The organism is Streptomyces sp. NBC_00620 (genome assembly GCF_026341825.1).
In the GTDB taxonomy this organism is placed as follows: domain Bacteria; phylum Actinomycetota; class Actinomycetes; order Streptomycetales; family Streptomycetaceae; genus Streptomyces.
In genome coordinates this window covers 435,265-459,128 of sequence record NZ_JAPENY010000002.1, presented here as the reverse complement: position 1 = coordinate 459,128, position 23,864 = coordinate 435,265, and the positions used below count along the sequence as shown (strand labels likewise).

The window sequence follows — 23,864 nt, the reverse complement described above, 5'->3', positions numbered from 1 at the left end:
ACAGTGCCCGCGCGCACAACGCCCATATCACCGGCCCGGGTTACGATGCGAACGCGCCCATCGTCCCCGATCACCGGGTCGCCCATGGCTGTCGTCGCCGCACCCCCGCCCCATCCCACCCTGCCCACACGCCGGTTGCGCAGGACGATCCTGCGGTACCTCGCCGGAGTCACCCTCGGCTATCTCGCCCTGTGGGCCACCGGCGCGCTCGGGGTCCTGGCGCTGTCGTACTGGGCCCGCGAGGAGACCCCGGCACCCGAAGGGACGCACTCGGTGCAGGGCATCCACCACTTCCAACCCGTCGGCAAGCAGGGGAAGTTGTGGCGGGGGGCCGCACCCTCCCCCGAGGGATATCGGGCGCTCGCGCGCCTCGGCGTCACCACGGTCGTCGACCTGCGCGCCGAGGACCTCACAGCGGCCCAGCTGGCCGGTCCCCACAGGGCCGGACTCGATGTCGTACGGCTGCCCGTCCGTGACGGACAGACCCCGACACCCGGCCAGGTGGAGCTCTTCCTCCATGTGGTCGGCGAGGCATCGGGGCCGGTGTTCGTGCACTGCGGTGCGGGGGTCGGCCGTACGGGGGCGATGGCCGCGGCGTATCTCGTACGGACCGGACAGCAGTCGCCTCCGGCGGCGGTCCGGCGCAATCTCGCGGTCGGACCGCCGTCGATCGAGCAGATCTACTACGGGCTGAGTCTCGGCCCGGGCCGCGCGGACCAGCCGCCGTTCCCGGTGATCGCGATCAGCCGCCTGGTGGACGCACCACGCCGCATGTGGAGTTGGCTCTAGCTCCAGTCACGCGCCGCATGCGGAGCCGGCTCCCGACCAGTCCTTGCCGCCGAGGAACCAGTCGTACATCCGCGCGGGATGCGGCTTGCTCGTGTCGATCTCGACGGGGCCCTGCCCGGTCATGACGGTCTCCGTAAGTCCAAGCTGTAGTGGGTGTTCAAGTCGGCACCAAGATTAGGGAGTTGAGACAGCAGTAAGCAGAGGAGCGCAATCGGATCAGGACAGTAGGAAGTCCGCCTCCCCCGCTTTCGCCCCCTGGATGAACGCGGTCATCTCGCCGGGCGTGTAGATCAGGGCGGGTCCGTCCGGATCCGCCGACTGGCGTACCGCGATGCGCCCGTCCGCGAGCTTCATCGCCTCCAGGCAGTTGCCTCCGTTGCCACCGCTCCACGGCTTGTGCCAGCCCTCGCTGCCCAGTTCGCGGGCGGGCATTCCGTTGTAGATGCGCGCGTTGCGTATCCGCGGCCTGATGCGTTCCATTCACAGCTCCTTGCGGAGATCCCGGAGGATCTCCTTCGTGCGATGTGCAGTAGCGGCCTGAGCCGCCATGCGGTCCATGACCTCGAGGTGGGTCGCCACCTCTGAGCGCGCGTCCAGATAGACGGCGCCGGTCAGGTACTCGCTGTAGACCATGTCCGGGAGTTCCGGCACGGCAAAACGGAAGAGCACGAAGGGCCCGTACGTGCCGGGGTGCGGTCCCGAGGAGAACGGGATCACCTGCAGCGTCAGGTTGGGCAGCTTCGTGGCCTGGAGCAGCTTGTCGACCTGGGCGCGCATCACCTCGGGGCCGCCGATGGGGCGGCGCAGGGCCGTCTCGTCCATCACGGCCCAGATCCGCGGGGCGTCCGCGCGGGTGAGCAGATCCTGGCGTTGCATGCGCAGCGCCACATGCCGCTCGATGTCCTCGGGTCTCGTCTGGCCGATGGCGCCCGCCTTCAGGACGCCACGCGCGTACTCCTCGGTCTGCAGGATGCCGGGCACGAAATGGGGTTCGTACTGCCTGATCAGGGCCGCGGCGCCCTCCAGGCTGACGTACATCGAGAACCAGCCCGGCAGGATGTCGTGGAACCGCTGCCACCAGCCCGGTTTGTTGGCCTCCTCGGCCAGAAGCACGAAGCCCTCGGCCTCTTCGTCCGAGACGCCGTACGACTTCAGGAGGAGCTGGAGGTAGGGAATTTTGAGGGAGACCTCGGCCATCTCCATGCGGCGGACCGTGGCGGGCGCGACGCGCAGCACACGCGCGGCTTCCTCACGCTTGAGACCCGCGCGTTCCCGCAGGTCAAGCAGGCGTCGGCCGAGAACGACCTGGCCGACCGTCGGCGCGGACCGCGGTTCACTCACGTCCCACCTCCACAGGGTGCCTCACAGTCGGTTCACAGGGTCCTGACAGTCCGGACGGCGCCGTTCGGGGTCCGTTCCACGATCCCAACTGGCGCCGCTCGGCGTGCTGTTGCGAGCAGTGTGCCACGCGCCTTCACGGAGTCACACAGCACTCTGCATTTTTCATAGTGGCTCTTGCCAAGTGTTCACGGCGGGGCGATAGTGGCAAGCGTGACTCCGTCCGTGCCGTTAGGAACAGACGCCGCCGAGGACCGCTGCGGTCCCGGCGCCGCCGCCCAGGACCAGCTTGGTCCCGGTGCCGCCATCGAGGACCGATCCGGTCTCCGTGCCGCCGCCGGGCCCCGCTCCGGCCTGGCCGCCGAGCGCCGGTTCCGCTTTGAGCTGGCCGCGCACCCGGGCTCCGTGGCCCGGGCCAGACGTCTGACCGACGCCTGGCTGTCCGGCTGGGCGGTGTGCGAGGACACCTGCGACACGGCGACCCTCGTCATCTCCGAGCTGGTCACCAACGCGATCGTGCACACCGCCGGTGAGCGGGTCGTCTGCGAGCTGCACCACGAAGACGACCTGGTGCGGATAGCCGTACGTGACGAGGGCTGCGCCCCGGGTGAGCCGCGCCCCTCGTCCCAGCGGCCCGAGGAGGAGCACGGGAGGGGATTGCTCCTCGTCGAGGCCATGTGCAGAGCCTGGGGGGCTCAGGAAACGGGCCCCGGGCTGCTGGTCTGGGCGGAGCTGGAGCACTCACCGAACGGACGTTCGACCAGTCGGCGTGACGCGGCCACCGAGCCCCGCTCCGACCTCGGGTGGAGCGCGAAGAAGCCTCCGGCCGACGGCCGGGGCGCCGGGACGGAAGCATGCTGGGGGATGGTGTTGTGAGGGGTACGTCGGTCGCGGGGCCCCGGGCTGAGGTCCTGAGCCTGGACACACTCGTCCGCCTCAAGCGCATGCAGCAGGCGTCCGGGCCGCTCAGACGTCTCCCCGTGCCCGAGGGCATGACAGTGCCGCTGGGGTGCGACGCGGTGTCGGTGCCCGCCCGCTTCGGACCGCTGCTGCTGCCGCGACTGCCCCGCGTGGGCTGTGTCTACGCCGACCGGGCGAGCTGGTGGTGGATCGTGCCCTCCGACTCCGACGTCGCCCTGGAGTGGCCGGCGCCCGCGCACTACGCCACGGGCGCGGTCGTACCCGACGCGCCCCACACCCCCGGGCTCATCCACAAGCCCGCCGGCACCGTTCCTTACACCCCGCCGATCCCCCTCTATCTGGCCGTGTGCCAGGTGACGGGAACTACACCCGTCTGGTCGCGTCCGATCAGCGCGTAGGTCCCCCCGGCCGAGTCTCACCGGCGTATCCGAATGCGCCGGCATCCGAAGTGCGCCGGTTGCCTCGAACCTCTGCGGCCGCCCTGGGTGGAGCGCCCCGTTCCGGGGGAATGCACCGTTCGTCCACTCCGGGGGAGGCCAACGGTGAGAAAGTCCGCGAGGAAAACAGCACGGCGCGGCAAGCGGGACGACGACAAACCGGCACCGTCCGAATCGGAGCACCTGCTCTTCGGCGGCCCGCTCCGCTACGACATGGGCTGGTCCCAACACGCCGACGCGTTCCTGGAGTTGAACTTCCGCGCCATGATGACGCGGCTGCCGTCCCTGCTCGCGTCCAGTTTCCGGCTCGCCTGGAAGGCGGACCGCCGCGCCGCCCGTATCGTGCTGGGCGCCGAACTGGCCCGCGGCGCGGCGCAGGCGGTGAGTCTGCTGGCCGTCAACAGTGTGCTGGGGCGGCTGATGGCGAGCGGCCCGGTCGAGGACCGGTTGCGCGGGGCGCTCCCGGCGCTGATCACCGTCGCCGTCGTGATGCTGCTCGCGGCGCTGCTGCGGGCCGCGTCGACGTATGCGACCGGGCGGCTGGAGCCGAAGGTCGAGCGGGTCGCGACCGAGCTGTATCTGGAACGGGCGGCGGCCGTGGAGCTGGCCGCGATCGAGGACGACGCCTTCCACAAGCTGCTGGACACCGCGCAGTACGGCGCCCACTCCGCCCGCCGCATGATCACGATCGCCGCCCGGGTCGTGAACGCGATCATCTCGCTGTGCGCGGCGGCGGGTGTCCTGACCGTGCTGCATCCCGCGCTGCTTCCGCTGCTCGTGACGATGACGCTGCCGAGCGCGTGGAGCGCGCTGACGAACGCCCGGCGCCACTACGAGTCGTTCCACACCTGGGTGCAGCACATCCGCGCCGGGCGTCTGATCAGCAACCTGCTCACCGAGCCCGCTGCGGCTCCGGAGATCCGCGTACACGGCGTCGGTCCGTTCCTGTTGCGCCACTACCGCTCGATGTCGGAGTCCGCCGAGGCCGAACAGGCGCGCCTGGCCCGGCTTTCCGCGCGCACCGGCCTGATCGCGGCGGCCTGGACCGGCCTCGCCACCGTGGCAACGTACGCGACCCTCGGCGGACTGCTGCTCGCCGGCGCGATGGCACTCTCCGTCGCCGGTACGGCGGTGATCGCGATCCGCACCGGCTCCGCGAGCCTCGGCACACTCGTCCTGGAGATCAACTCCCTCCACGAGGACGGCCTGTTCGTGGGCGACCTGCAGCGCCTGTACGTCGAGGCGGCCGAGCGCGCGATCCCCGTGGGCGGCGAGCCGCTGCCCGACGATCCGCGCGAAATACGCTTCGAGAACGTCACGTTCACCTATCCGGGCACCTCGACCCGGCCCGCGCTCGCGGATGTGACCCTGAACGTGCCGCTCGGCAAGATCGTGGCGCTGGTCGGGGAGAACGGCTCGGGCAAGACCACGCTGGTGAAACTGCTCGCGGGCCTGTACGCGCCCCAGCGCGGCCGGATCCTGTGGGACGACGTCGACGCGGCGACCGCCGATCGGCATCAACTCGCCGAGCGCATCGCGATGGTGGCGCAGGACTTCAAACGGTGGCCGTTCACGGCCCGCGTCAACGTCGCGGTCGGCCGCACCTCGGCGCCACTGACGGACGAGCGGCTCGCCTCATCGGTGGCCGAGGCGGGGGCGGAGGACGTCGTCGCGGATCTGCCCCGCGGCCTCGACACGCTTCTCGCCCGCGGCTTCAGCGGCGGTCACGAGCTGTCGGGCGGGCAGTGGCAGCGGCTCGGCATCGCGCGGGCCGCGTACCGGCGCGGCGCCATCCTGATCGTGGACGAACCGACGGCGGCGCTCGACGCCCGGGCCGAGCTGGAGGTCTTCGAGAAGATCAGGGCGCTGGCGGGCACCGGCCAGACCGTCATCCTGATCACGCACCGGCTGGCGTCCGTGCGCCACGCCGATCTCGTGCACGTCCTCGACCAGGGCCGTCTCGTGGAGTCCGGCAGCCCGGACGAACTCCTGGCCACGGGCGGCGTCTATGCGGAGCTGTACTCGCTCCAGGCGGGGCAGTTCACCGCGAAGGTGACCACCAGGGAGGCCGGTTGACCCACCGGCGAGGCCGCAGGTCGATCCGCCGGGGAGAAAGCCCCGGGCAGCCGCAGGTCAGTGACGGGGAGGAAGCCCCGGCCAGCCCCCGACCTCACTCGACGAGGTCGCCGACACGCAAGACCACCAAGAACGCGTCCGTCGAGAGATCCATGACCACTTCCACGGCCTGGCCCTCCTTGCGACGCGCCTGCGCGAACTCCTCCGCGGGCCAGGACCCACGCGGCCCACCTGCGGGGAAGCGCTCCAGCACCGTTCGCCCGTTCACCTTGTACCTCCACGTAGCGCTGCTCTCGTAGAGTTAAACGCCCTCCATGGGGTGAACGGCTCGCAAAGTGACGGTACTGAGACGTAGTCGACACTTCGTCGCAGGTTCGATGTGAGGGCGTTATCGGCCCGTTCACACCTTTTGCGAATGCGGCGAGGGGTACGCGCATCAGTCCGCGTACTCGTCGTGGTACCGGATCCGTTCACTGCCCGCGGGTGCTCCCAGCGCCGATGAGCGCCCCCTGGGCTCCTCCCACTCCTCCTGCCGTCCCAGCGCGGTGAGGTCCAGCAGGCTGGTCGTGGAGCCGAGCCCGTCGAGTCCGCGTTCGTACGTCGAGTACGTGTGGAAGACACGGTCACGCTCCCGCAGGAAACAGCTCATCCCCGGCCGCTCGTAGGGCTCTTCACCGCCGAAGGATGCCTGGTAGTCGTAGTTGAACTCGTTGTCGTACGACGAGTACCACGGCACCGTCCAGCCCATGCGCGCCTTGAAGGGCAGGATTTTCGTGTGCGGTGCACGGGAGACGGCGGCGAATTCCGTATCCCTGGCCCGCAGATGCGCGAGGTGCCCGATCTGGTCGAGGAACGCCGAGCAGCTGCGGCAGCCGGCGGCCCACTCCGGCGCGAACATGAAGTGGTAGACGACGAGTTGGTGGCGTCCGTCGAAGAGGTCGAGCAGTGTCGCCTTCCCGTCGCCGCCCTCGAACACGTACTCCTTGTCGACCTCGACCATCGGCAGCCCGCGCCGCTCCGCGTTGAGCGCGTCCCGCGCACGCGTGGCGGCCTTCTCCTTGGCCAGCAGTTCTTCGCGCGCGGCGCGCCACTCGTCGCGCGAAACGATCTGCGGAAGCGTCATGTGCCCCTCCTATGAAACCTGTGCCTTCTGTGGGTGGACCGGAGGGAGGAGCGGAACTCATCGGCGGAACGCAGAATTTTCTGGACCGGTTTCCCGGCATCAGTACGTCACTCAGCATCAGTACGTCACGGCGTCAGTACGTCACCGGAAGCACGAGCAGGCCGCGGGCGCGCAGGGAGGGCCGCCACCGCAGCTCGGCCGGGTCGGCGTCGAGGGCGAGATCCGGGAGGCGTTCCAGGAGCGCGGACAGGGCGATCTCCGTCTCCAGGCGGGCCAGCGGCGCGCCCAGGCAGTAGTGGATGCCGTGACCGAGCGCGAGATGGCCGGAGGCGTCGCGGCCGAGGTCGAGCCGGCCGGGGTCGGGAAAGCGGCTCGGGTCCCGGTTGGCGGCGGACAGGGACAGCAGGACGGTCTCGCCCGCGGCAACGGTGACGCCCCCGATCGTCACGTCCTCGACGGGGAAGCGCCGGATGGCGAGCAGCCCGGGCCCTTCGTGGCGGGCGAACTCCTCGACGGCGGCCGGGAGTCGGTCCGGGTTCGCTCGCAGCGCGGCCAGCTGGTCGGGGTGGGTGAGCAGCCCGAGGACGGCGTTGCCGATGAGCTGCACCGTGTTCTCGTACCCGGCGAACAGGATGAGGAAGACGAGCGACATCAGCTCGTCCTCGGTGAGCCGGTCGCCCTCGTCCCGTACCGCGATCAGATCCGAGAGCAGGTCGTCCGCGGGCTCTTTCCGCTTGGCCGCGAGGAGTTGGGTGAAGAACCCGAGCATGGCCACGACCGCTTCCTTCGCCGCCGACGGACGAGCCGGGTCGGGTGCGACGAGCACGTCCGTCCAGACCCGGAAGTCCCGGCGGTGCTCGTCCGGAATCCCGAGCAGATCGCAGATGACGGTGATGGGAAGAGGCGCGGCGTACGCGGCGACGAGGTCCGTCGCGCCGTGTGTTCCGAGCTCGTTGAGGAGCCGGTCGGCGGTTTCTCTGACGGGCGTGCGCAGTTGCTCGATCCGGCGCGGTGTGAAGGCCCGTACGACCATGCGCCGGATGCGGGTGTGATCGGGCGGGTCCATGTTCAGGAGGTTGGCGTCGAGGGCGGGCGGCAGTGCCAGCCCCTGGTAACTCCCGGGCAGCGCATGCCGCTTGTCGAGTGAGAGCAGCGGGTTCGCGAGGGCCTCGCGTACGTCGTCGTACCGCGTGACGAGCCAGGCGGGGTTGCCGTCGGTACCGGCGATGCGGTGCACGGGCGCGGTGTCACGGAGGCGGTCGTAGACGGCGTACGGGTTGTCGATGAGGCCCGCTGCGGGGTCCTGTGGGGTGGACATGGCTCCACCCTAGGCAATGTCGATCAGGTGTCGTGGCCCCGGATCAGGTGTCGTACTCCTGGATCCGCTTCCCGTGACTGCGGTCGATCAAGGCGGGCAGCCGCTCCCCCAACTCCCTGACGGTGGACGGCAGATCGAGTGTGAGCAGTTCGCGATCCCGCATCAGCACCCGGCCGTCGACGATCGTCGTCCGTACGTCGCCGGCGCGGGCGCTGTGCACGAGCGTGGCCGCGAGGTCGTGCACCGGCTGGGTGTGCGGCCCGGTGAGATCCACCAGGATGATGTCGGCCCGCCGCCCCGGCGCGAGGCTTCCGACCCGCTCGCCGAGACCGACGGCCCGCGCGCTCTGGAGCGTCGCGTGGTGCAGGGCTTGACGTGATGTCAGCCATCGCGGGTCGCCCTCGGTCGACTTCTGGACGAGTGAGGTGAGCGCCATGGACTCCCACACGTCCAGGGAGTTGTTGGAGGCGGCGCCGTCCGTGGCGAGCCCGACGGGAACACCGATCTCACGCAGGGCGCGCACCGGCGTCGGCCCCCACGCGAACTTCAAGTACCCGCGGGGCGCGGTCGCGACGGCAACGGATCCCGCTGCCGCCGCGCGCTCCAGCACCGGCAGGTCGCGCTCGATGATGCCGGTGCCGTGCGCGATGAGCACACTGGTGCCGGTGCCGAGGATCCCGGTCCGCTCCAGGATCTCGATGGGTGTACGGCCGTGCCGGGCAAGGCTGTTGTCGGTCTGGTCGCGGCTCTCGGAGGCGTGGAGGTGTACGGGAAGGCCATGCGCGCGGGCGAGTTCGGCGGTCGCGGCGAGGTCGGCGTCGTCCACGGTGTACGGGGCGTGCGGGGCGAGGGCGGTGGTGATGCGGCCGTCGGCCGATCCGCGGTGCCGCAGCGCGAACTCCAGTGACTTTTCCCGGCCTTCGGGACCTCCCGAGGAGAAGAACGCTTCCCCCAGATGCGCGCGCAGCCCGCTCTCCGCCACCACGGCGGCGACGGTGTCCATCGAGAAGTAGTGGTCGGCGAAGCAGGTGACCCCGCCGCGGATCATCTCGGCGCAGGCGAGCCGTGCCCCCAACTCAACGTCCCGGGCGGTGAGGTTGGACTCGATCGGCCAGATGAAGTCGTTGAACCACTCCTCGGCGGGCAGATCCTCGGCGATGCCGCGCAACGCGACCATCGGCGAGTGCGTATGACAGTTGATGAGGCCGGGCATCGCCACCTGGCCACGGGCGTCGATGCGCTCGACGGCGTCCACGGCGGACGCGCCGCCGGTGACGGCCTCGATGACCCCTCCTCGTACGACGATCGAGGCGTCCTCGACGAAGGCGATCCCCTCGTGGTCGTCGTGCACGAGGGCGGTGCATCCGGTGATGAGGAGATCCGCGGGGCCCTGCGCGGAGGAGGGGCCTTGCCCGGAAGAGGCCGGGGACGGAGTCGCGGGAGACGGCGTCATTGCGTCACCGTACGACGGTGTCGTGGCGCCGGGGGACATGAAGGGCGGATCCGGTACCGAGCCGGTGGCCGCACCAGCCACGACCGTCACACAGCGACGGGCACCTCGGACCCCTGCTTCACACGAAGCCCCGCCCGCGCCCGCCCCTCGGCCAGTTCGTGGAGGAGTTCGACGATCCGCTCGGTGTGGCGGGGCGTGAGCCGCCCGTTGTCGTCGAGCTGGACCGCGCACGCCGTCGTCGTGTCGACGAGTCGTTCGAGGGTGGCCGCCACCTCGTCCGTGCCCTCCGCGTGCCGTGCGAGGGCGGGGAGTTCGGCGGCGGCGAGGTCGATCGCGGCACGGGCCTCGGCGAGCGCGCGATAGGCCTCGCGGCGCAGGGCCCAGCGGCCGGCCTTGTCGTCCGTCGTGCCTTCGTTCAGCACATGCGCGAGGTAGGCGTCCGCCGCCTCCACGGCGCGGGCGAGCCGGGCCCGTACCGTCCCTCCGCGCTGCCCGAGCGCCGGCAGATGCCCGACGAGCAGCACGATCGCGCAGGCCAGCAGCGTCTCGCCGATGCGGCTCCAGGCGGCCGGCGGCTCCCCCGCCACCATGACGAGGGCGAGCACGAGAACGGTGACGACGGCGGTCTGCGCCGCGAAGTGCCGTGTGGCGACGGGGATCAGGGCGCCGCATACGGCCACGACGGCGACCAGCCCGGCGGGCCTGGGCAGCAGTGCGGCGAGCCCCGCGAAGACGATGGCGCCAAGGACGGTCCCCGCCGCCCGGCACAGCACCCGCGAGGCGAGCGGCCCGAGGTCGGGCTTGACGAGGAAGACGGCGGTCGCGGGGAGCCAGTACCAGTGGGAGTGGTTCCCGTACCACTGGGCGTGGTGCAGGGCCTGCGCCACGCCCGCGCTCGCGCCGAAGCAGAGGGCGACCCGGAGCCCGTACTCACGCCCTCCCGCGCCGAAGGCGGTGCGCGCGAGGGACAGGGCGGTACGACGCCGGGTGTGCAGGTTCCTTCCGGTGCCGCCCCCGTCGAAGGCGTCGGCGGCGTGCAGCAGCGCGTCGTCGAGGGCGCGCAGGGCGGGCGCGGAGCGGGAGGGCGCGGGCAGTGGTCCGGTGTGCGCGCCGGTCCGTACGGCGGTGGCGAGCCGCCGGGGTCCTTCCGCGGCCCGCGCGGGCACCGCCTCTCCCACCCAGGCGAGCGCGGTCGCGGCCTCGGCGAGCGGCAGCGCGGCGGCGTACTGCGCATGCAGCCGCCGCTCGGCCCCGGAGCTGGCGTACCGCCGCAGCCGGGGCCCGGCGAGCGCGTCCTGCGCGTGGTCGAGCGCGGCGGTCAGCGCGACCCTGCGAGCGGTCGCGTCCGTCCCCCCTGCGGCGATCAGCAGCTCGGCGATCGCGTCGTACACGGCGCCGACGGCGTCCCGCTCCCCGTCGAACCGGTAGTCACCGGCAGTGACCGCGGTCGTCGGCAGCGCGAGCCGCAGCGCGATGAGCCACCCGGCGCCGGCGAGGTAGAACAGCGCGCGCTGCCACCCGGGTTCGGGCAGCGGCATCCCGGCCCCGATGGCGCAGGCCACGAGCAACTGCGTGCCGGCCCCGGAGGCGACGGGCCCGACGGCGCTCATGCCGCCCGCGACGAGCCCGAGAACAGTGAGGAACAGGGTGAGGGTCACCGCCCCGACATGCTCTCCGGCGTACGACCCGACGAGCAGCCCTCCGGCCCCCGCGAGGCCGGGCACCCCAATCCTCCTGACGGCGGCCCGCCGGCTCCCGGGCCGGTCGTTGATCCCGGCGAGCATGGCCCCGAGCGCCGCGACCACTCCGACGGACGGCTGCCCGGCGACCACCGCCACGAGCAGCAGCGGCCCGGCCGCCAGCGCACCCCGGACGACCGCGCTCCAGGGAACGGGTCCCCGCTGGGCGCGCAGGGCATGGGCGAGCCAGGGCGGCAGGGCGACGCTGGGGAGTGGCACGGGGCTCCTGTCGGGCGAGGGCGGGGGCGCCTTCGGGCGACATCGGCCGGGCTGTTGTGGTGCCTACGGTAGATCGAGTTACTGGAGGGAATGGAACGCAAGTGTTTCGGCGAGGTGACGCTTCGCGTGGAGGGCGCGTTCTTTATGAACGCAACCCCTGTACGAAGCCGATGCACGCGACCGGCGTCCATGGCCGATGTACGCAAAAACGGGAGCGGGCCCGAGGGCGTAGCCGGCCCCCGGACCCTGTGATGCCACCCAATTCACACGCCGGCACGCTTGAGGACCCAGGTCAGTCGTCATGTCGCCGCGTCCTGCCTTTGGACCACCGCACATCGAGCTGTGCGGGCCGGACTTGAACCGGCATTTCGACGTCCGGGGCCTGGGCCCGGTCGATCCGGCGATGGGCGGCGAATACTGAGTCTGGAGCAAGAGTCTGAGATTGACCGCGGTCCGCCCTTTACTGCTTTGGTGGGTACGACCGCTCATCACGACAAGCTTCAGCTTCAGCTTTGCGCTCCTCGCGCACCCCGGCCGTGGTGCATTGGCCGGGAGTTCTGGAGGCTACCCGAACAGGTAGCCGAACACGGAGTCGCCGACGTGCTGGTCGACGACGTCCACGCCGTTCGCCTCCTCGCGGGCGAACTTGACGGCCTGCTGCAACTTCTCGACGCGGCCGAGGAGTTCGTTGACGCGCCGGGCGGGCAGGGCGCCGGAGAACTTCACGGTCGTCCAGTACCCGACGGGTATGTCCTCGTAGTACACCTCGACCTGAGCGGGATGCTTCTCGGTAGCCTCGGCCTTGACGTGGTTTCGGGGCACCTTCTTCGTACGAAGCGTCCGCACGGGCTCGGTCTTCCACGCATCGGTGGAGGGATCCTGCACCCACGACTCGGAGGCGTCGAGGACGGGCAGCTTCCGCACAAACGTGTTGAGGTCGGTGAGCTGCTTCTCGAGGAACAGCAGATACGACACGGGCACCTCGGCGACGAGCACCCGCCCGTCGACCTTCACATCCGCGCGCGCCGTGCAGTTCGCCCAGTCCTTGGTGGCGGTCACATCGAACAGCCGCGTCAGCGTCCCCGCGGTCTCCCGCAGCACGTCCTCGGCCTGCACCTGCACCCGAGTCGACTCGGGCGGCAACTGCTCGCCCTCCTCGTCCTTCGGCTGGTACGTCCGCGAGATGCCGGCCAGCAACGCGGGCTTCTGCAGCCCATGATGAGCGGACGTCAGGTCCTGATGGGACTTGGACTTGATGCCCTTCTCCACTGCGATGATCTGATTGAGTTTCGCCACGTCGGTGACGGTATCAGCGCCAACAGGACCTTCTCGAACGATTATTCGGCGTCGGGCCCGGGGGCATGTCCCGGTGTCAGCTCCCGGCCACCGCCTCCCGCAGCGCCGCGAGCTCCCCGTACATCGTCCCGCCCGGGCAGTCCGTCTCCATCCAGTCGCGGTGGCCGCTGATTTCGGGGACGTCCTTCTTGGTGGCGTTGACCGGGTTGGTGTACGTGACCTGGGCCTTGGGGTCGACGCCGTGGAGGCGGGTCAGGACTCGGGTCAGGCGGGTGAGGGCCGTGCGGGCGGCTTCGGTGGGGCCCTGGTCGACCAGGGTGCCGAGGAGGGCGATGCCGAGGTTGCCCGAGTTGAAGCCGCCCACGTGGAAGGCGGTGACGAGCTTGCCGTCGGCGTCGTGCGCGGGGATGCCGTCGTCGCCCGAGTAACGGCCCTCGTAGATACGGCCCTTCTCGTCGATGAGGAAGTGGTAGCCGATGTCGCCCCAGTCGTTGGTGACCGCGTGGAACTGGTAGATCGCGCGCACCGTGGCGGCCGGGTCCGGGTCGCCGTTGGGGGTGTCGGTGTGGTGGACCGTGAGCGTCTGGAACGGGTAGTACACCGTCGGCGAGTTCTCCGTACCGTCCGCCTTGAAGCGCAGCGACTCGTCCGCGCCCCAGGCCGCGCGCGACAGATAGGCGACGCCCCGCACGCGGGTCGTGTCCTTCGGTACGGCGACCTCGCGCCGCGGGCCCTGCGTGGTGTCGAGGGCCAGCGAGCGCAGACCGCTCGCGCCGTCCGGTGCCTTCAGCTCATATCCGGAAGCCTGGTCGGCGGGGATGAGCAGCGCGCCGCCGTTGCTGCCCGAACAGCCGCTGCCGCTCAGGGACTTCCAGGTGCCCTTGCCTCCGTCGGCGTTGGTCAGCCGGATGCCGCCGCCCGCGGTTTCACTCGTATCGGCCCAGCTCACACCCACGTAACCGATGGGGAAAGCCGCCTCTACGGGCCCTTCGCCGGTGGCCGCCTTGGCGCGGGTCCTGGGGAAGGTCTCGGAGTTCGTACCGGCCTCGGCGGCACCCGAGTCCGTGGCGTCGGGCGTGGTGTTCGCCATCACGACGGGCGTGAGCGCGGCGCCTGCCGCGACCGCGCCCGCGGCGCCGATCAACCCGCGCCGTGTGACACGGGACCGGGCGCGGTGGGAGGTGGGGGGAACAGTCATGGGAGGCGTCCTTCGAGGTTCCTTGGAGACTCGACGGAGCCTACGGCTCCGGATTACCGCCTCGGCGCACACACCCCGACACAGTCACCGGATGCACTCCTCTCCCGCGCACCTTGTCCGCGAATTCCACCTGGCATTCGAACTCGACGCCACGGCACGGTAATTGACACGTACACGCAACGCCTGGGAAAACACCGCTTCCTACGGTCGGCGGCGAGCGTCTGTCGCCGACCTGCTAGGAGCCGTGTTACGTGAAGATCGCCCACCGTACTGCCGCCCTGCTCTGTACGTTCGCCGTCGCCGCGGGGGTCTCGCTGTCCAGCGCGAGTGCCCAGCCCAAGGAGAAGGAGGATGCGCCCGAGGTCGCCGTGATCGGGACCGGCGGCACCATCTCCGGAGTCAGTACCAGCCGCGTCTCCTTCCAGGACTACAAGTCGGGGCAGCTCGCGATCTCCAAGATGGTGGACGAGTTGCGGCCCGAGGTGGACGGGGTCGCCGATGTGACGACCGAGCAGTTCGGGAACAAGGGGTCGAGCGGGTACTCCATCGCGGACTACCGCAAGCTCACCGCGTCCGTCGACGCCGCGCTCAAGAAGAACGACGCGGTGGTGGTGACCACCGGTACGGACACGATGGAGGAGTTCGCGTACTGGCTCGACCTGACCGTGCGCAGCGACAAGCCGGTGATCCTCACCGGTTCGATGCGGCCGTGGACGGTCATCGGCACCGACGCGCCCGCCAATCTCTACAACGCGATCAAGCTGGCCGCGAGCAACAAGACGAAGTGCTACGGCACCGTCGTCATGCTCAACGACCAGATCCAGGCCGCGCGGGAGGTCCGCAAGACCAACGCCCTGCGCATGGACACCTTCGAGAGCGGTCCCTCCGGGGAACTCGGCGTCATCGACCAGGACAACATCCGGCTCAACCGGGCGCCGGCCCGCGTCCAGAAGTGCGGCAAGGCGAGCTGGCGTACACCCTTCGACCTGGACCGGATCGTCGGCAAGGTGAGTGACAAGTCGAGCACGCCTCTGCCGAGGGTGGAGATCGCGTACTCCTACCAGGACGCCGGCGGTGAGGCGATCACGGCGTTCGCGGACGCCGGGGCGAAGGGCATCGTCACCGCGGGCACGGGCGCAGGCGGTATCTCGCCCGCGATGTCGACCGCGCGGACCGAGGCGGTGAAGAAGGGGGTGACGTTCGCCTCGACCACCCGTACCGGGTCGGGGGCGGTGTACGACTCGGCCGGCACCACCGGCGTCATCGGCGCGGAGGATCTGACCGCACAGAAGGCCCGGCTGCTCCTGCTCCTCTCCCTCGCGGCGACGGACGACGAGAAGCAGATACGGACGTGGTTCGCGACGCTGGGGACGGCGCAGTTCACCACGAAGTAAGGGGCGACTGCCGGTTCGCGGGCAGGAGCGACTGCCGGTTCGCGAGCAGGGGCGGGCCGGCAGCGGATCGGGGCGCAGATACCGAATCGTGCCCCGGACACCCGGCACGATTCGAACCTTGGACGCGACTCGCCCCTCGACGTGGACCCGATATTCGGATGCGGCCCCGCCCCCATGCCCCGCATCATCGGCAGGTTGCCCACCGCCGGCGAAGAAGGCCCGAGCCGGGCCGAAGCCGAAGATCCCCGGGAGCCCGCATGGTTCAGCGCGTCACCGTCCCCAGCCTCTTCACCCCGCCCCTCTACTCCCACGCGTCCGTGGTCGAGGCAGGCACGAAGCTCGCCTTCCTCGCCGGGTCCGTACCCCTCGACGCCAAGGGGAACATCGTCGGCGAGGCCGATCCCGTACGGCAGGCCCAGCAGGTGCTGGCCAATCTCGACGAGCAACTGCGCGCGGTCGGCAGCGACATGACGCATGTCGTGTCGACCGACGTGTACGTCGTCGGCAGTGAGCCGGCGGTGCTGTCCGCGGTCTGGGAGGTCGTCGAGGCGTCCGGGCTCAGCGTCGGCCCGCACTCGTCGACGCTGATCGGGGTGGCCTGCCTCGGGTACACCGGCCAGCTGGTGGAGATCACGGCAACCGCAGTCGTGCCCGAGCCGGACCGCACCTAAGGCGTACCCGCGTTCCGCGCCAGCTCCAGCGCGTACGACTCCCACCACTGCCCGGCCGCCGGCCCGCCCCGGCACGTCCCGTCCGACTCCCCCGGCCGTTTGATCCACAGATACGCGTCGATCAGCGGATCCCCCGTCAGGACGGTCGGCGGCGTACCCAGGGCCCTGCCCGGCGGATTGCACCAGGAATCCGTACCGGTGTAGGGCCCGTTGCCGTTCCTGCTCGTGTCGACGACGAAGTGCGTGCCGCCGAGGTCCTCCGACAGCGACTTCCCGTACGCCGAACTGGCCGCGTCGGTCTGGAAGTTGGAGACGTTGAGCGCGACGCCGTCCGCGCGGGTGACCCCCGACTCCGTCAGGGCGTCGACCATGCGCCATGCCTCGGGAATCCAGGCGGAGTTGCCCGCGTCGAGGTAGACGCGGGTGCCCGGTTGCCGCTTGAAGCGGTCGACGGCGTACGCGAGCAGCGCGTACCGCTCCTTCGCCACGACCCGGGTGCAGCCCGCCACCAGTTGGGCCACGGCGTCCGGTTCGACGATCACGTACGCGCCCCGGTCCCCGAGGCCCGCCGCGAACTCGTCGACCCAGGTGCGGTAGGCCGCCGCGGTCGGTGCTCCTCCGCCGGAGTAGGCGCCGCAGTCGCGGTTCGGGATGTAGTACGCGACGAGCACGGCCGTACGTCCCTGGCCTGCGGCCGCGGTCGTACGGTCCCGCACGACCGCTTCCGGGCCGGGCCCGTTGAGCCACTCGGCCTGGGCGCGGGTGGCGATGCGGTCCATGAGCAGGGCGTCCGCGGTGCGTCCCGTGGCCCGCCACTCGGCGGCCTGCCGGGCGGCGCGGGAGTCGGGGTCCACCCAGAAGGGGTCGTCGGCTGCACCGAAGGCGCCGGTGCAGCAGAGACCAACGAGTGCGGCGGCCAGGAGTGCTCTCAGCGACGGCACGGGCGGCTCCGTTCACGGGGTGGGCGACTGTCCGTCCTCCCCAGAGGGTGCGGTCAGGGCCCGCCGCCGCCCCACCGTCCACGGCCGGGTCGCCGCAGGATCACTCCGACGGAGGCGAGGCCGTGCCCCTGCCAGTACCGGTGCCCGTGCCTCCGGGGGACCCCCACGTCCGCCGCTTCGGCAACGGCTTCGCGTAGCTCCCCGCCCGGCTGGTCGTGAGCCCCAGCGAGACGAGCGACTCGGCGAGCTTGACCGCCGCGGCCACCCCGTCGACGACAGGCAGGCCGAGCTTCTCCCCCACCGCCCGCTGCAGCCCCGTCATCCCGGCGCACCCGAGGACGAGTACCTCGGCGCCGGCCGCCCGGGCCCGCTCGGCGGCTGCCACGAAGGCATCCTCGGTGCGCTGGGCGTCGCCGAGGTCGAGGACGCCGAGCCCGGTGCCGACGACGGCGGCGCAGTGGGCGGCGACCCCGGCCGTGTGCAGGCTGTCCTCGATCTGGCCGCGCGAGCGCTCCAGGGTGGTGACGACGCCGTACCGCCGCCCGAGCAGGCAGGCGAGATGGGCGGCGGCCTCGGTGATGTCGACGACGGGTACGTCGACGAGCTCCCGGGCACCCTCGCGTCCGTGTTCCCCGAACCCGGCCATGACGACGGCGTCGTAGGGACCCTCGTACGTCCGCAGGGTGTCGAGGACGGCCGCCGCGGAGAGATGGCTGTCGAGCCAGCCCTCCGCGGACTCCGGTCCCCAGGCGGGGGTCAGTCCGGTCACGGTGGTGCCCGGGCCTGCGGCGGCCCGGGCACCTCGTACGATCTCCTCGGTCATCTCCTGCGTCGTGTTGCAGTTGGTGACGACGATCCGCACGCTCAGCCCGCCGCAGAAGCGGGGACGGCGGCGCGCTCCGAGCGGCACAACAGCGCGTACAGTCCGGCCGCCAGCGCCGTACCGATGAACCAGGAGTACGGGGCCACGTCGCTGAAGTCCTTAACCAGCGCGAGTACCGCCGCGACCGCCGCGGAGGGAAGGAACGCCCACAGCGCCTTGGGGTTGACGCCTTTTTTGTAGTAATAGGGCGATCCCGGCTGGGCGTTGAAGAGCTGGTCGACGTCGACGCGGCCGCGCTTGACCCAGTAGTAGTCGAGCATGATCACGCCGAACAGCGGTCCCAGGAAGGCGCCGAGGCCGCCGAGGAAATAGTTGACGACCGTGGGGTTGGAGAAGAGGTTCCAGGGGGTCACAAGGAGCGCGGCCACCGTGCTGATCATGCCGCCGATCCTGAAGGTGATCTTCTGCGGCCAGACGTTGGCGAGGTCGTACGCCGGTGAGACGAAGTTGGCGACGATGTTGACGCCCATGGTGGCGATGGCGAAGGTCAGGGCGCCGAGGACGAGGACCCAGGTGTTGCCGACCTTGGCGACGAGCAGCGCCGGGTCGGTGATGGCCTCGCCGAACACCTCGATGGAACCGGCCGTGACGATGACCGAGACGATCACGAAGGCCGTCGAATTGACGGGCAGGCCCCAGAAGTTGCCGCGCCTGACGGTCTTGTAGCCGGGCGCGAAGCGCGAGAAGTCGCAGAAGTTGAGCATCAGGGTGCCGTAGGTGGCCAGGATCAGCCCGATCGCGCCGAACCACTGCCGCCACTGCTCGCCGACCGACACCGGGTGCGGGGTCGAGGTGAGGGAGATGGTCCAACCCGCCTTGGACAGAACCCAGATGGCGAGGGCGATCATGACCAGCCAGATGGCGGGGCCGCAGAAGTCCTGGAACTTGCGGACCGACTCCATGCCCTGGCTGATGATCATCGCCTGGACAAGCCAGAGCGCGACGAACGACACCCAGCCGAGCGCGTCCAGGCCGAGGAAGGAGTGGTGGGTCCAGGACTCCAGGCCGGGCCAGGCCGCGAGCAGCATCACGTTGACCGCCACCGACGCCAGATAGGTCTGGATGCCGTACCACATGATGGCGATGACCGCCCTGATCAGCGCGGGGATGTTGGCACCCCAGACGCCGAAGCTGATGCGGCTGACGACGGGGAAGGGCACACCGGTGCGCTGCCCGACCCGGCCCATCAGGTTCATCCCGGCGTAGATGATCACGAAGCCGACGAGCAGCGAGGTGAAGATCTGCCAGACGTTCATGCCGAGGACCAACAGGCCTGCCGCGAACGTGTAGTTGCCGAGGTTGTGGACGTCGGACATCCACATGGCGAAGAGGTCGAAGACCTTCCAGTTCCGCTTCTGCGCGGGCGCGAGGTCTTCGTTGGTGAGGCGGGGATCGGGGACGAACGCGGCGGTGCCGGTGGCTTCGGCACGGTCGGCGAGGGACACGGGGCCTCCATGGGCGAGGGGACGGAGGGCGGCCTTTCGGTCTTGTTCGGTACAGCTTTGAGATCACTTTGGTATACCAAACTGTCGTCATAGTCCCGCCGCCGATGACGTCCGCCCATGTCCTTGCAGTTACGACTCCGTAAAACACCCCCGAGGTCGGCGAACATGGACCCATGACGAAGATCGAACCCCTGGGTGCGGTGCGGGAGCGCGTTCTCGCCGCGCTACGGCAGGAGATCATCGCCGGACGGCTGCGCCCCGGCGACCGGCTGGTCGAACGCGAGCTCGCCGAGCGCTTCGGGGTCTCCCGGGTCCCGGTCCGCGAGGCGATCCGTTCACTGGTCGGCGAGGGGTTCGTGCACTTCGAGACGCCGCGCCGCACGGTGGTGCGCCGGCTGACCCCGACCGACGTGAAGGAACTCTTCGAACTGCGCGAGGCCCTCGAGGTCTACGCGGCCGGGCTCGCCGCCTCCCGTTCCACGCCGCAAGACCTCGCGGAACTACGGGAGTTGCTCGACCGCGCGGCGACCGCGACCCGCGCCGGGGACGCCGAGACGATCACCGACATCAACACCCGTTTCCACGACCGCATCCTCGCCATGGCGGGCAACAGCTTGCTGATCTCCGTCATGGAACCGGTCGACGGCCGCCTGCGCTGGCTCACCCGGCAGAACGAGGAGTGGCCCCAACTCCTCACCGAACACCATGAGTTGTACGACTCCATCGCATCCGGCGACCCGGACCGCGCCCGCGCGCACGCCCTCGCACACGTCCAGGCCAACTACCGGTCGACGGTGCGCCATCTCTTCGGGGACGGCTAGCGAACCCCCGCACGCGGGGAGCGGCCACTAGCCCGGGTACGGCTTCGTCGGCAGCCCCGCCGCATCCGCCGCGGCGCGCAGCACCTCCCGCAGCATCTCGGGGGTCAGCCGCCCGGTGAAGGTGTTGCGCTGGCTGACGTGGAAGCATCCGAAGAGCTCGATCGAGCCGGACGCGAGCGGCGGTCCGGACTCGAGCGGCGCTCCGAGCGTGAGCCGCGCTCCGTGTGCGAACGCGGGGCGGGGACGGGGCACCGCCCACCCCGCCGCGGCGAAGGCAGGCAGCGCGGCCTGCCACCCGAAGGCTCCGAGTACGACAACCGCCCGCAGTGAGGGCCGCAGCAGCTCCAGTTCCCGCACGAGCCACGGCCGGCAGGCGTCCCGCTCGTCCGGCGTCGGCTTGTTGGCCGGCGGAGCGCAGTGCACGGGCGAGGTGATGCGTACGCCGTACAGCTCCAGCCCGTCGTCCGCACTCACCGCGGTCCCCTTCGACGCGAGTCCCACCTCGTGCAGCGCCGCGTAGAGCACATCCCCGGAGCGGTCCCCTGTGAACATCCGCCCGGTCCGGTTCGCACCGTGCGCGGCGGGCGCGAGGCCGACGATCAGCAGGGACGCGTCGGCGGGTCCGAACCCCGGGACCGGCCGTCCCCAGTACGTCTCGTCGGCGAAGGCCGCGCGCTTGGTACGGGCCACGTCCTCACGCCACTCGACAAGGCGGGGACAGGCCCGGCACCCCGTGATCCGCCCGTCCAGCTCCGCAAGACCGCCGACATCCATGCCACCACCGTACGACCGGGGCGATCACGTCGGTCAGGTCGGTCAGGTCGGTCAGGTCGGTCAGGTCGGTCAGGTCATCGCCGCGCCGGCCGCCACGAACCCGCAGATCAGCAGGAACAGGATGGCGAGGAGCGGCCAGACGAAGCGGAGGTACTTGTCGTAGCCGACCTTGGCGAGGGCGACGCCGCCGATGGTGACGGCGGTGGTGGGGACCCAGAGGTTCATCCAGCCGCTGGCGGACTGCCAGGCGGTGACGACCACCGCGCGGGAGACGCCCGCGAAGTCGGCGAGCGGGGCGAGGATCGGCATGGCCAGGGTCGCGTGGCCCGAGGTGGACGGGATGAGGAAGGCCAGCGGCAGGTTCACGACGAAGACGATGATCGCGAAGACGCCCGAGGAGGTGCCCTTCACGACGCCCTCGATGGAATGCAGCACGGTGTCGGTGATCTTCGAGTTGTTCATGATCACGGTGACTCCGCGCGCCAGCACGATCACCAGCGCCGGGGAGATGAAGTCCGCCGCACCCTGGATGATCGTCGCGCTCAGCTTCTGCTCGCCCATCCGCGCCACCAGCCCGATCAGCACCGCCGCGCACAGGAACAGTGCCGCCAACTGCGGGAAGGACCAACCGAGTTCGAAGCCGTACGGTGTCGCGTCCGCCTCGCCCGTGAGCGCGCTCGCCCAGGGCACCACCGAGAAGATCATGAAGGCGAAGACCAGCGCCGTCGCGACAAGGACCGCCTTGTGCAGGCCGGTCAGCTCGGGCACCTCGCCCGCGGCCTCGCTGGCCTGCTCGCGGTCGCCGGGCAGGAACCCGGTGAGCGACCGGTCCGGGGTCTTCTGCACGCGCCGCGCGTACCGGATGACGTACGCGACCGTCACCGCCGTCAGCACCACCCACATCACGAACCTCAGCACGATGCCGTCACCGAGCGAGATGTCCGCGGCGGACGAGGCCACACCCGTCGCGAAGGGGTTCACCGTCGAGCACAGCACACCGATCCCGGCACCGAGAATGATCGCGCCGACGGCCACCATCCGGTCGTACCCCAGGGCCAGCATCAACGGCACGATCAGCCCGTAGAAGCCGAGCGTCTCCTCGGCGAAGCCCTCCACCGTGCCGAGCACCGAGAACACCACCATCACGCCCGCGATGAGCAACGCCCCGCGCTCACGCAGCCGGTGGGCGAGCCGCCCGATGCCCCGGTCGAGGGCGCCCGTGGCGAAGACGACGGTGATGAAGGCCCCGATGGCGAGCACGAAGAGGAACACGCCCGCGCTGCCGTACAGTTCACCGGCCATGTCGGGCCCGACCTGCCCGCTCTTCTCGTCCTGGACGCCGTAGAGGCCGTTGACGGGAGAGAGGAAGAGGTCGTTGAGCCGGTCGACGAAGCTCTGGCCGGAGTCGACCCGGTGGTAGGTGCCCTGGACGGGCGCGCCCGCGTCGTCGCGGTCGTACTGCCCGGATGGGATCAGAAACGCCAGCGCCCAGACCGCGATCGTGACGATGGCGAGGACGGTCAGCGCGCTGGGAAAGGTGAACTTGTGTTTACGCGGAGGCTCTTCGGTGTCGATCGTGCTGGTCAAGGCGCCCCCTCGGCCCGGAAGTCGGCCGCGTACTCCCGTACGAAGGCGCACATCGCCACCACCGTGTTGCGCAGCTCCGAGAAGAGCACCCGCTCGTTGGGGGCGTGCAGATTGCACATGCTGTCCTGCGCGCCGAAGAGCAGCACCTCGGCGTTCGGGGCGGCCCGGGCCAGCCCGTTGACCAGCGGGATCGAACCGCCCGTCGCGACGTACGACGCGTCCTCGCCCCAGGCCTCGCGCAGCGCGGTGAGGGCGGCACGGTAGGCGGGACCGCCGGTCGAGGCCTCGTAGCCGGGGCCCGTGTCGCCCGGCGTGACGGTGAGCGGGACACCGAAGGGCCGCAGCGAGCGCAGATGCTCGACGAGCCTCGCCCGCGCCTCCTTCGCGTCCTGCTTCGGGTGAAAGCGGAGGTTGAGCTTGGCGCGCGCGTACGGGACGACGGCCGACGCCGCGTGCTCGACGCTCGGCGCGTCCAGGCCGATCACGGTGATCGCGGGCCCGCTCCACAGCCGCTCACCGAGGCTCCCGCTGCCGATCAGCGGCAGCCCTTCCCGTACACCGGCCAGGCTCCGGAACTCGTCCTCGGTGTACGTCGTCCCCGTCCACTCGTCCCGCCTGAGCCCCTCCACGGCCACGTCACCGTGCACGTCGTGCAGCGTGGACAGAGCCGTCAGCAGGACCAGCAGCGCATCCGGTGCCGCGCCGCCGAACTCCCCGCTGTGGCGCGGCTCTTCGAGCGTGCGGACCTCGACGATCACCTCGGAGGCACCGCGCAGCCCGGTGGTCAGCGTGGGCGTGCCCGGCCGCAGGTTCCCCAGGTCGGCGATGACCATGGCATCGCAGGCGAACCGCTCGGGATCGCTCGGCGGATAGTCGTCGAAGGGGCTGCCGTACTCCTCCTGCCCCTCGAACACGATCTTCACCCCGACCGGCGGCCGCCCCTCGTACGCCCGCAGCATCCCCAGATGCGCGATCACATTCGACTTGTCGTCGGCGATCCCGCGCGCCCTGAGTCCGCCCTCGACTGGCGTCGGCTCGAAGGGCGGCGACAGCCACAGCTTCTCGTCACCGGGCGGCTGCACGTCGTAGTGCGAGTAGAGGAGGACGGTGGGCGCGTCCGGGCTCGGCGGCGGGATCTCGGCGAAGATCACGGGCGCGGTGTCGGGGAGGTCGATACGGTCGATCCGCTCGACTCCGGCCTCCCGCAGCAGCCGTACGAGGAGATCGTGGGCCTCCTGGACCGGCTCGGCCGGGAATCCGGGGAAGGCGACGGAGGGAATGGCGGCGAGCCGTTCCAGGTCGGCGCGAAGGCCGTCCATCAACGCGTCGACCTTCGCTGCTGTCTCCACGTGGGGCCCCTCGCTGTTGCCTGCCGTTGCCTGCTGCCGCCCCTCGCCGCCTACTGTCGCCTGGACGACCTCAGGCAACAGCCTCCGGGCTC

Annotated in this window: 22 protein-coding genes and 1 pseudogene; 7 read left to right on the top strand and 16 right to left on the bottom strand. The window is 70.5% G+C overall.

What is annotated here, in order from left to right:
- The first annotated feature begins 84 nt into the window (after nucleotides 1-84).
- Nucleotides 85-789 carry a sulfur transferase domain-containing protein gene (locus OG246_RS21240; RefSeq protein ID WP_266465645.1) on the top strand — a complete coding sequence of 235 codons (705 nt, stop codon included), beginning with the start codon at nucleotides 85-87 and terminating at the stop codon, nucleotides 787-789.
- 39 nt (nucleotides 790-828) lie between these two features.
- Here OG246_RS21240 and OG246_RS21235 read toward each other — a convergent pair.
- The 3 genes and pseudogenes from OG246_RS21235 to OG246_RS21225 all read right to left on the bottom strand — a co-directional run.
- A pseudogene (locus tag OG246_RS21235) lies at nucleotides 829-912 on the bottom strand (SAM-dependent methyltransferase); the annotation flags it as partial.
- Between the two features lie 93 nt (nucleotides 913-1,005).
- Nucleotides 1,006-1,269 carry a DUF397 domain-containing protein gene (locus OG246_RS21230; protein WP_266465642.1) on the bottom strand — a complete coding sequence of 88 codons (264 nt, stop codon included), beginning with the start codon at nucleotides 1,267-1,269 and terminating at the stop codon, nucleotides 1,006-1,008.
- Nucleotides 1,270-2,130, bottom strand: coding sequence for a helix-turn-helix transcriptional regulator (locus tag OG246_RS21225; protein WP_266465640.1), 861 nt, complete (start codon nucleotides 2,128-2,130; stop codon nucleotides 1,270-1,272). It abuts the gene before it with no gap.
- A gap of 201 nt (nucleotides 2,131-2,331) precedes the next feature.
- On the opposite strand from OG246_RS21225, the gene OG246_RS21220 reads away from it, so the two are divergent.
- The 3 genes from OG246_RS21220 to OG246_RS21210 all read left to right on the top strand — a co-directional run bounded on the left by OG246_RS21220 (nucleotide 2,332) and on the right by OG246_RS21210 (nucleotide 5,561).
- Nucleotides 2,332-3,003, top strand: a complete 672-nt coding sequence (locus tag OG246_RS21220) for an ATP-binding protein (protein WP_266465636.1) — start codon at nucleotides 2,332-2,334, stop codon at nucleotides 3,001-3,003.
- Nucleotides 3,004-3,071: 68 nt separating this feature from the next.
- Nucleotides 3,072-3,446, top strand: coding sequence for a hypothetical protein (locus OG246_RS21215; RefSeq protein ID WP_266470775.1), 375 nt, complete (start codon nucleotides 3,072-3,074; stop codon nucleotides 3,444-3,446).
- Between the two features lie 252 nt (nucleotides 3,447-3,698).
- Entirely contained in the window at nucleotides 3,699-5,561 is a 1,863-nt protein-coding gene (locus OG246_RS21210) for an ABC transporter ATP-binding protein (RefSeq protein WP_266470773.1), read from the top strand.
- A gap of 94 nt (nucleotides 5,562-5,655) precedes the next feature.
- Here the strand turns inward: OG246_RS21210 and OG246_RS21205 are convergent, their stop codons facing one another.
- From OG246_RS21205 to OG246_RS21175, 7 genes are all read right to left on the bottom strand, one after another.
- Nucleotides 5,656-5,829: a hypothetical protein gene (locus OG246_RS21205; RefSeq protein WP_266465633.1), complete on the bottom strand. Its 174-nt coding sequence runs from the start codon at nucleotides 5,827-5,829 to the stop codon at nucleotides 5,656-5,658.
- A 168-nt stretch (nucleotides 5,830-5,997) separates the two neighbouring features.
- Nucleotides 5,998-6,684, bottom strand: coding sequence for a DUF899 domain-containing protein (locus tag OG246_RS21200; RefSeq protein ID WP_266465631.1), 687 nt, complete (start codon nucleotides 6,682-6,684; stop codon nucleotides 5,998-6,000).
- 133 nt (nucleotides 6,685-6,817) lie between these two features.
- Nucleotides 6,818-8,002, bottom strand: a complete 1,185-nt coding sequence (locus OG246_RS21195; protein ID WP_266465628.1) for a cytochrome P450 — start codon at nucleotides 8,000-8,002, stop codon at nucleotides 6,818-6,820.
- 43 nt (nucleotides 8,003-8,045) lie between these two features.
- The gene (locus OG246_RS21190; RefSeq protein WP_266465625.1) at nucleotides 8,046-9,455 is read right to left on the bottom strand and encodes an amidohydrolase; all 1,410 of its coding nucleotides are present in this window, start codon (nucleotides 9,453-9,455) and stop codon (nucleotides 8,046-8,048) included.
- Between the two features lie 86 nt (nucleotides 9,456-9,541).
- On the bottom strand, nucleotides 9,542-11,413 hold the full coding sequence (locus OG246_RS21185) for an FUSC family protein (RefSeq protein WP_266465622.1): 1,872 nt from the start codon (nucleotides 11,411-11,413) through the stop codon (nucleotides 9,542-9,544).
- 564 nt (nucleotides 11,414-11,977) lie between these two features.
- Nucleotides 11,978-12,709: a hypothetical protein gene (locus OG246_RS21180; RefSeq protein WP_266465619.1), complete on the bottom strand. Its 732-nt coding sequence runs from the start codon at nucleotides 12,707-12,709 to the stop codon at nucleotides 11,978-11,980.
- Between the two features lie 76 nt (nucleotides 12,710-12,785).
- Nucleotides 12,786-13,907: a peptidoglycan recognition family protein gene (locus OG246_RS21175; protein WP_266465617.1), complete on the bottom strand. Its 1,122-nt coding sequence runs from the start codon at nucleotides 13,905-13,907 to the stop codon at nucleotides 12,786-12,788.
- A 251-nt stretch (nucleotides 13,908-14,158) separates the two neighbouring features.
- On the opposite strand from OG246_RS21175, the gene OG246_RS21170 reads away from it, so the two are divergent.
- Nucleotides 14,159-15,301: an asparaginase gene (locus tag OG246_RS21170; RefSeq protein WP_266465615.1), complete on the top strand. Its 1,143-nt coding sequence runs from the start codon at nucleotides 14,159-14,161 to the stop codon at nucleotides 15,299-15,301.
- Nucleotides 15,302-15,558: 257 nt separating this feature from the next.
- Entirely contained in the window at nucleotides 15,559-15,972 is a 414-nt protein-coding gene (locus OG246_RS21165) for a RidA family protein (protein WP_266465612.1), read from the top strand.
- Here OG246_RS21165 and OG246_RS21160 read toward each other — a convergent pair.
- The 3 genes from OG246_RS21160 to OG246_RS21150 all read right to left on the bottom strand — a co-directional run bounded on the left by OG246_RS21160 (nucleotide 15,969) and on the right by OG246_RS21150 (nucleotide 19,241).
- Nucleotides 15,969-16,913: a glycoside hydrolase family 6 protein gene (locus OG246_RS21160; protein WP_266465609.1), complete on the bottom strand. Its 945-nt coding sequence runs from the start codon at nucleotides 16,911-16,913 to the stop codon at nucleotides 15,969-15,971. The genes OG246_RS21165 and OG246_RS21160 overlap by 4 nt on opposite strands.
- Before the next feature lie 100 nt (nucleotides 16,914-17,013).
- Nucleotides 17,014-17,775 (bottom strand): aspartate/glutamate racemase family protein, encoded by a 762-nt coding sequence (locus OG246_RS21155; protein WP_266470770.1) that lies wholly within the window; start codon nucleotides 17,773-17,775, stop codon nucleotides 17,014-17,016.
- Nucleotides 17,776-17,777: 2 nt separating this feature from the next.
- On the bottom strand, nucleotides 17,778-19,241 hold the full coding sequence (locus tag OG246_RS21150; RefSeq protein ID WP_266465606.1) for an NCS1 family nucleobase:cation symporter-1: 1,464 nt from the start codon (nucleotides 19,239-19,241) through the stop codon (nucleotides 17,778-17,780).
- A gap of 173 nt (nucleotides 19,242-19,414) precedes the next feature.
- Between OG246_RS21150 and OG246_RS21145 the strand changes: the two genes are divergently transcribed.
- A complete protein-coding gene (locus OG246_RS21145; protein WP_266465603.1) occupies nucleotides 19,415-20,062 on the top strand; it encodes a GntR family transcriptional regulator in 648 nt (215 codons plus the stop codon).
- Nucleotides 20,063-20,089: 27 nt separating this feature from the next.
- On the opposite strand, the gene OG246_RS21140 is transcribed toward OG246_RS21145, so the two are convergent.
- The 3 genes from OG246_RS21140 to OG246_RS21130 form a co-directional block, all read right to left on the bottom strand.
- On the bottom strand, nucleotides 20,090-20,836 hold the full coding sequence (locus tag OG246_RS21140; protein WP_266465600.1) for a uracil-DNA glycosylase: 747 nt from the start codon (nucleotides 20,834-20,836) through the stop codon (nucleotides 20,090-20,092).
- Between the two features lie 69 nt (nucleotides 20,837-20,905).
- Entirely contained in the window at nucleotides 20,906-22,423 is a 1,518-nt protein-coding gene (locus tag OG246_RS21135; protein WP_266465597.1) for a YfcC family protein, read from the bottom strand.
- Nucleotides 22,420-23,772: a M20/M25/M40 family metallo-hydrolase gene (locus tag OG246_RS21130; RefSeq protein WP_266465594.1), complete on the bottom strand. Its 1,353-nt coding sequence runs from the start codon at nucleotides 23,770-23,772 to the stop codon at nucleotides 22,420-22,422. Before OG246_RS21130 ends, OG246_RS21135 begins: the two co-directional genes overlap by 4 nt.
- Nucleotides 23,773-23,864 lie beyond the last annotated feature (92 nt).

Bases quoted from the DNA above. Each gene is read 5' to 3' on its own strand.
- OG246_RS21240 (WP_266465645.1), top strand. From the start codon at position 85: ATGGCTGTCGTCGCCGCACCCCCGCCCCATCCCACCCTGCCCACACGC.
- OG246_RS21230 (WP_266465642.1), bottom strand. From the start codon at position 1,269: ATGGAACGCATCAGGCCGCGGATACGCAACGCGCGCATCTACAACGGA.
- OG246_RS21215 (WP_266470775.1), top strand. From the start codon at position 3,072: ATGCAGCAGGCGTCCGGGCCGCTCAGACGTCTCCCCGTGCCCGAGGGC.
- OG246_RS21210 (WP_266470773.1), top strand. From the start codon at position 3,699: ATGGGCTGGTCCCAACACGCCGACGCGTTCCTGGAGTTGAACTTCCGC.
- OG246_RS21200 (WP_266465631.1), bottom strand. From the start codon at position 6,684: ATGACGCTTCCGCAGATCGTTTCGCGCGACGAGTGGCGCGCCGCGCGC.
- OG246_RS21195 (WP_266465628.1), bottom strand. From the start codon at position 8,002: ATGTCCACCCCACAGGACCCCGCAGCGGGCCTCATCGACAACCCGTAC.
- OG246_RS21190 (WP_266465625.1), bottom strand. From the start codon at position 9,455: ATGACGCCGTCTCCCGCGACTCCGTCCCCGGCCTCTTCCGGGCAAGGC.
- OG246_RS21175 (WP_266465617.1), bottom strand. From the start codon at position 13,907: ATGACTGTTCCCCCCACCTCCCACCGCGCCCGGTCCCGTGTCACACGG.
- OG246_RS21165 (WP_266465612.1), top strand. From the start codon at position 15,559: ATGGTTCAGCGCGTCACCGTCCCCAGCCTCTTCACCCCGCCCCTCTAC.
- OG246_RS21145 (WP_266465603.1), top strand. From the start codon at position 19,415: ATGACGAAGATCGAACCCCTGGGTGCGGTGCGGGAGCGCGTTCTCGCC.
- OG246_RS21140 (WP_266465600.1), bottom strand. From the start codon at position 20,836: ATGGATGTCGGCGGTCTTGCGGAGCTGGACGGGCGGATCACGGGGTGC.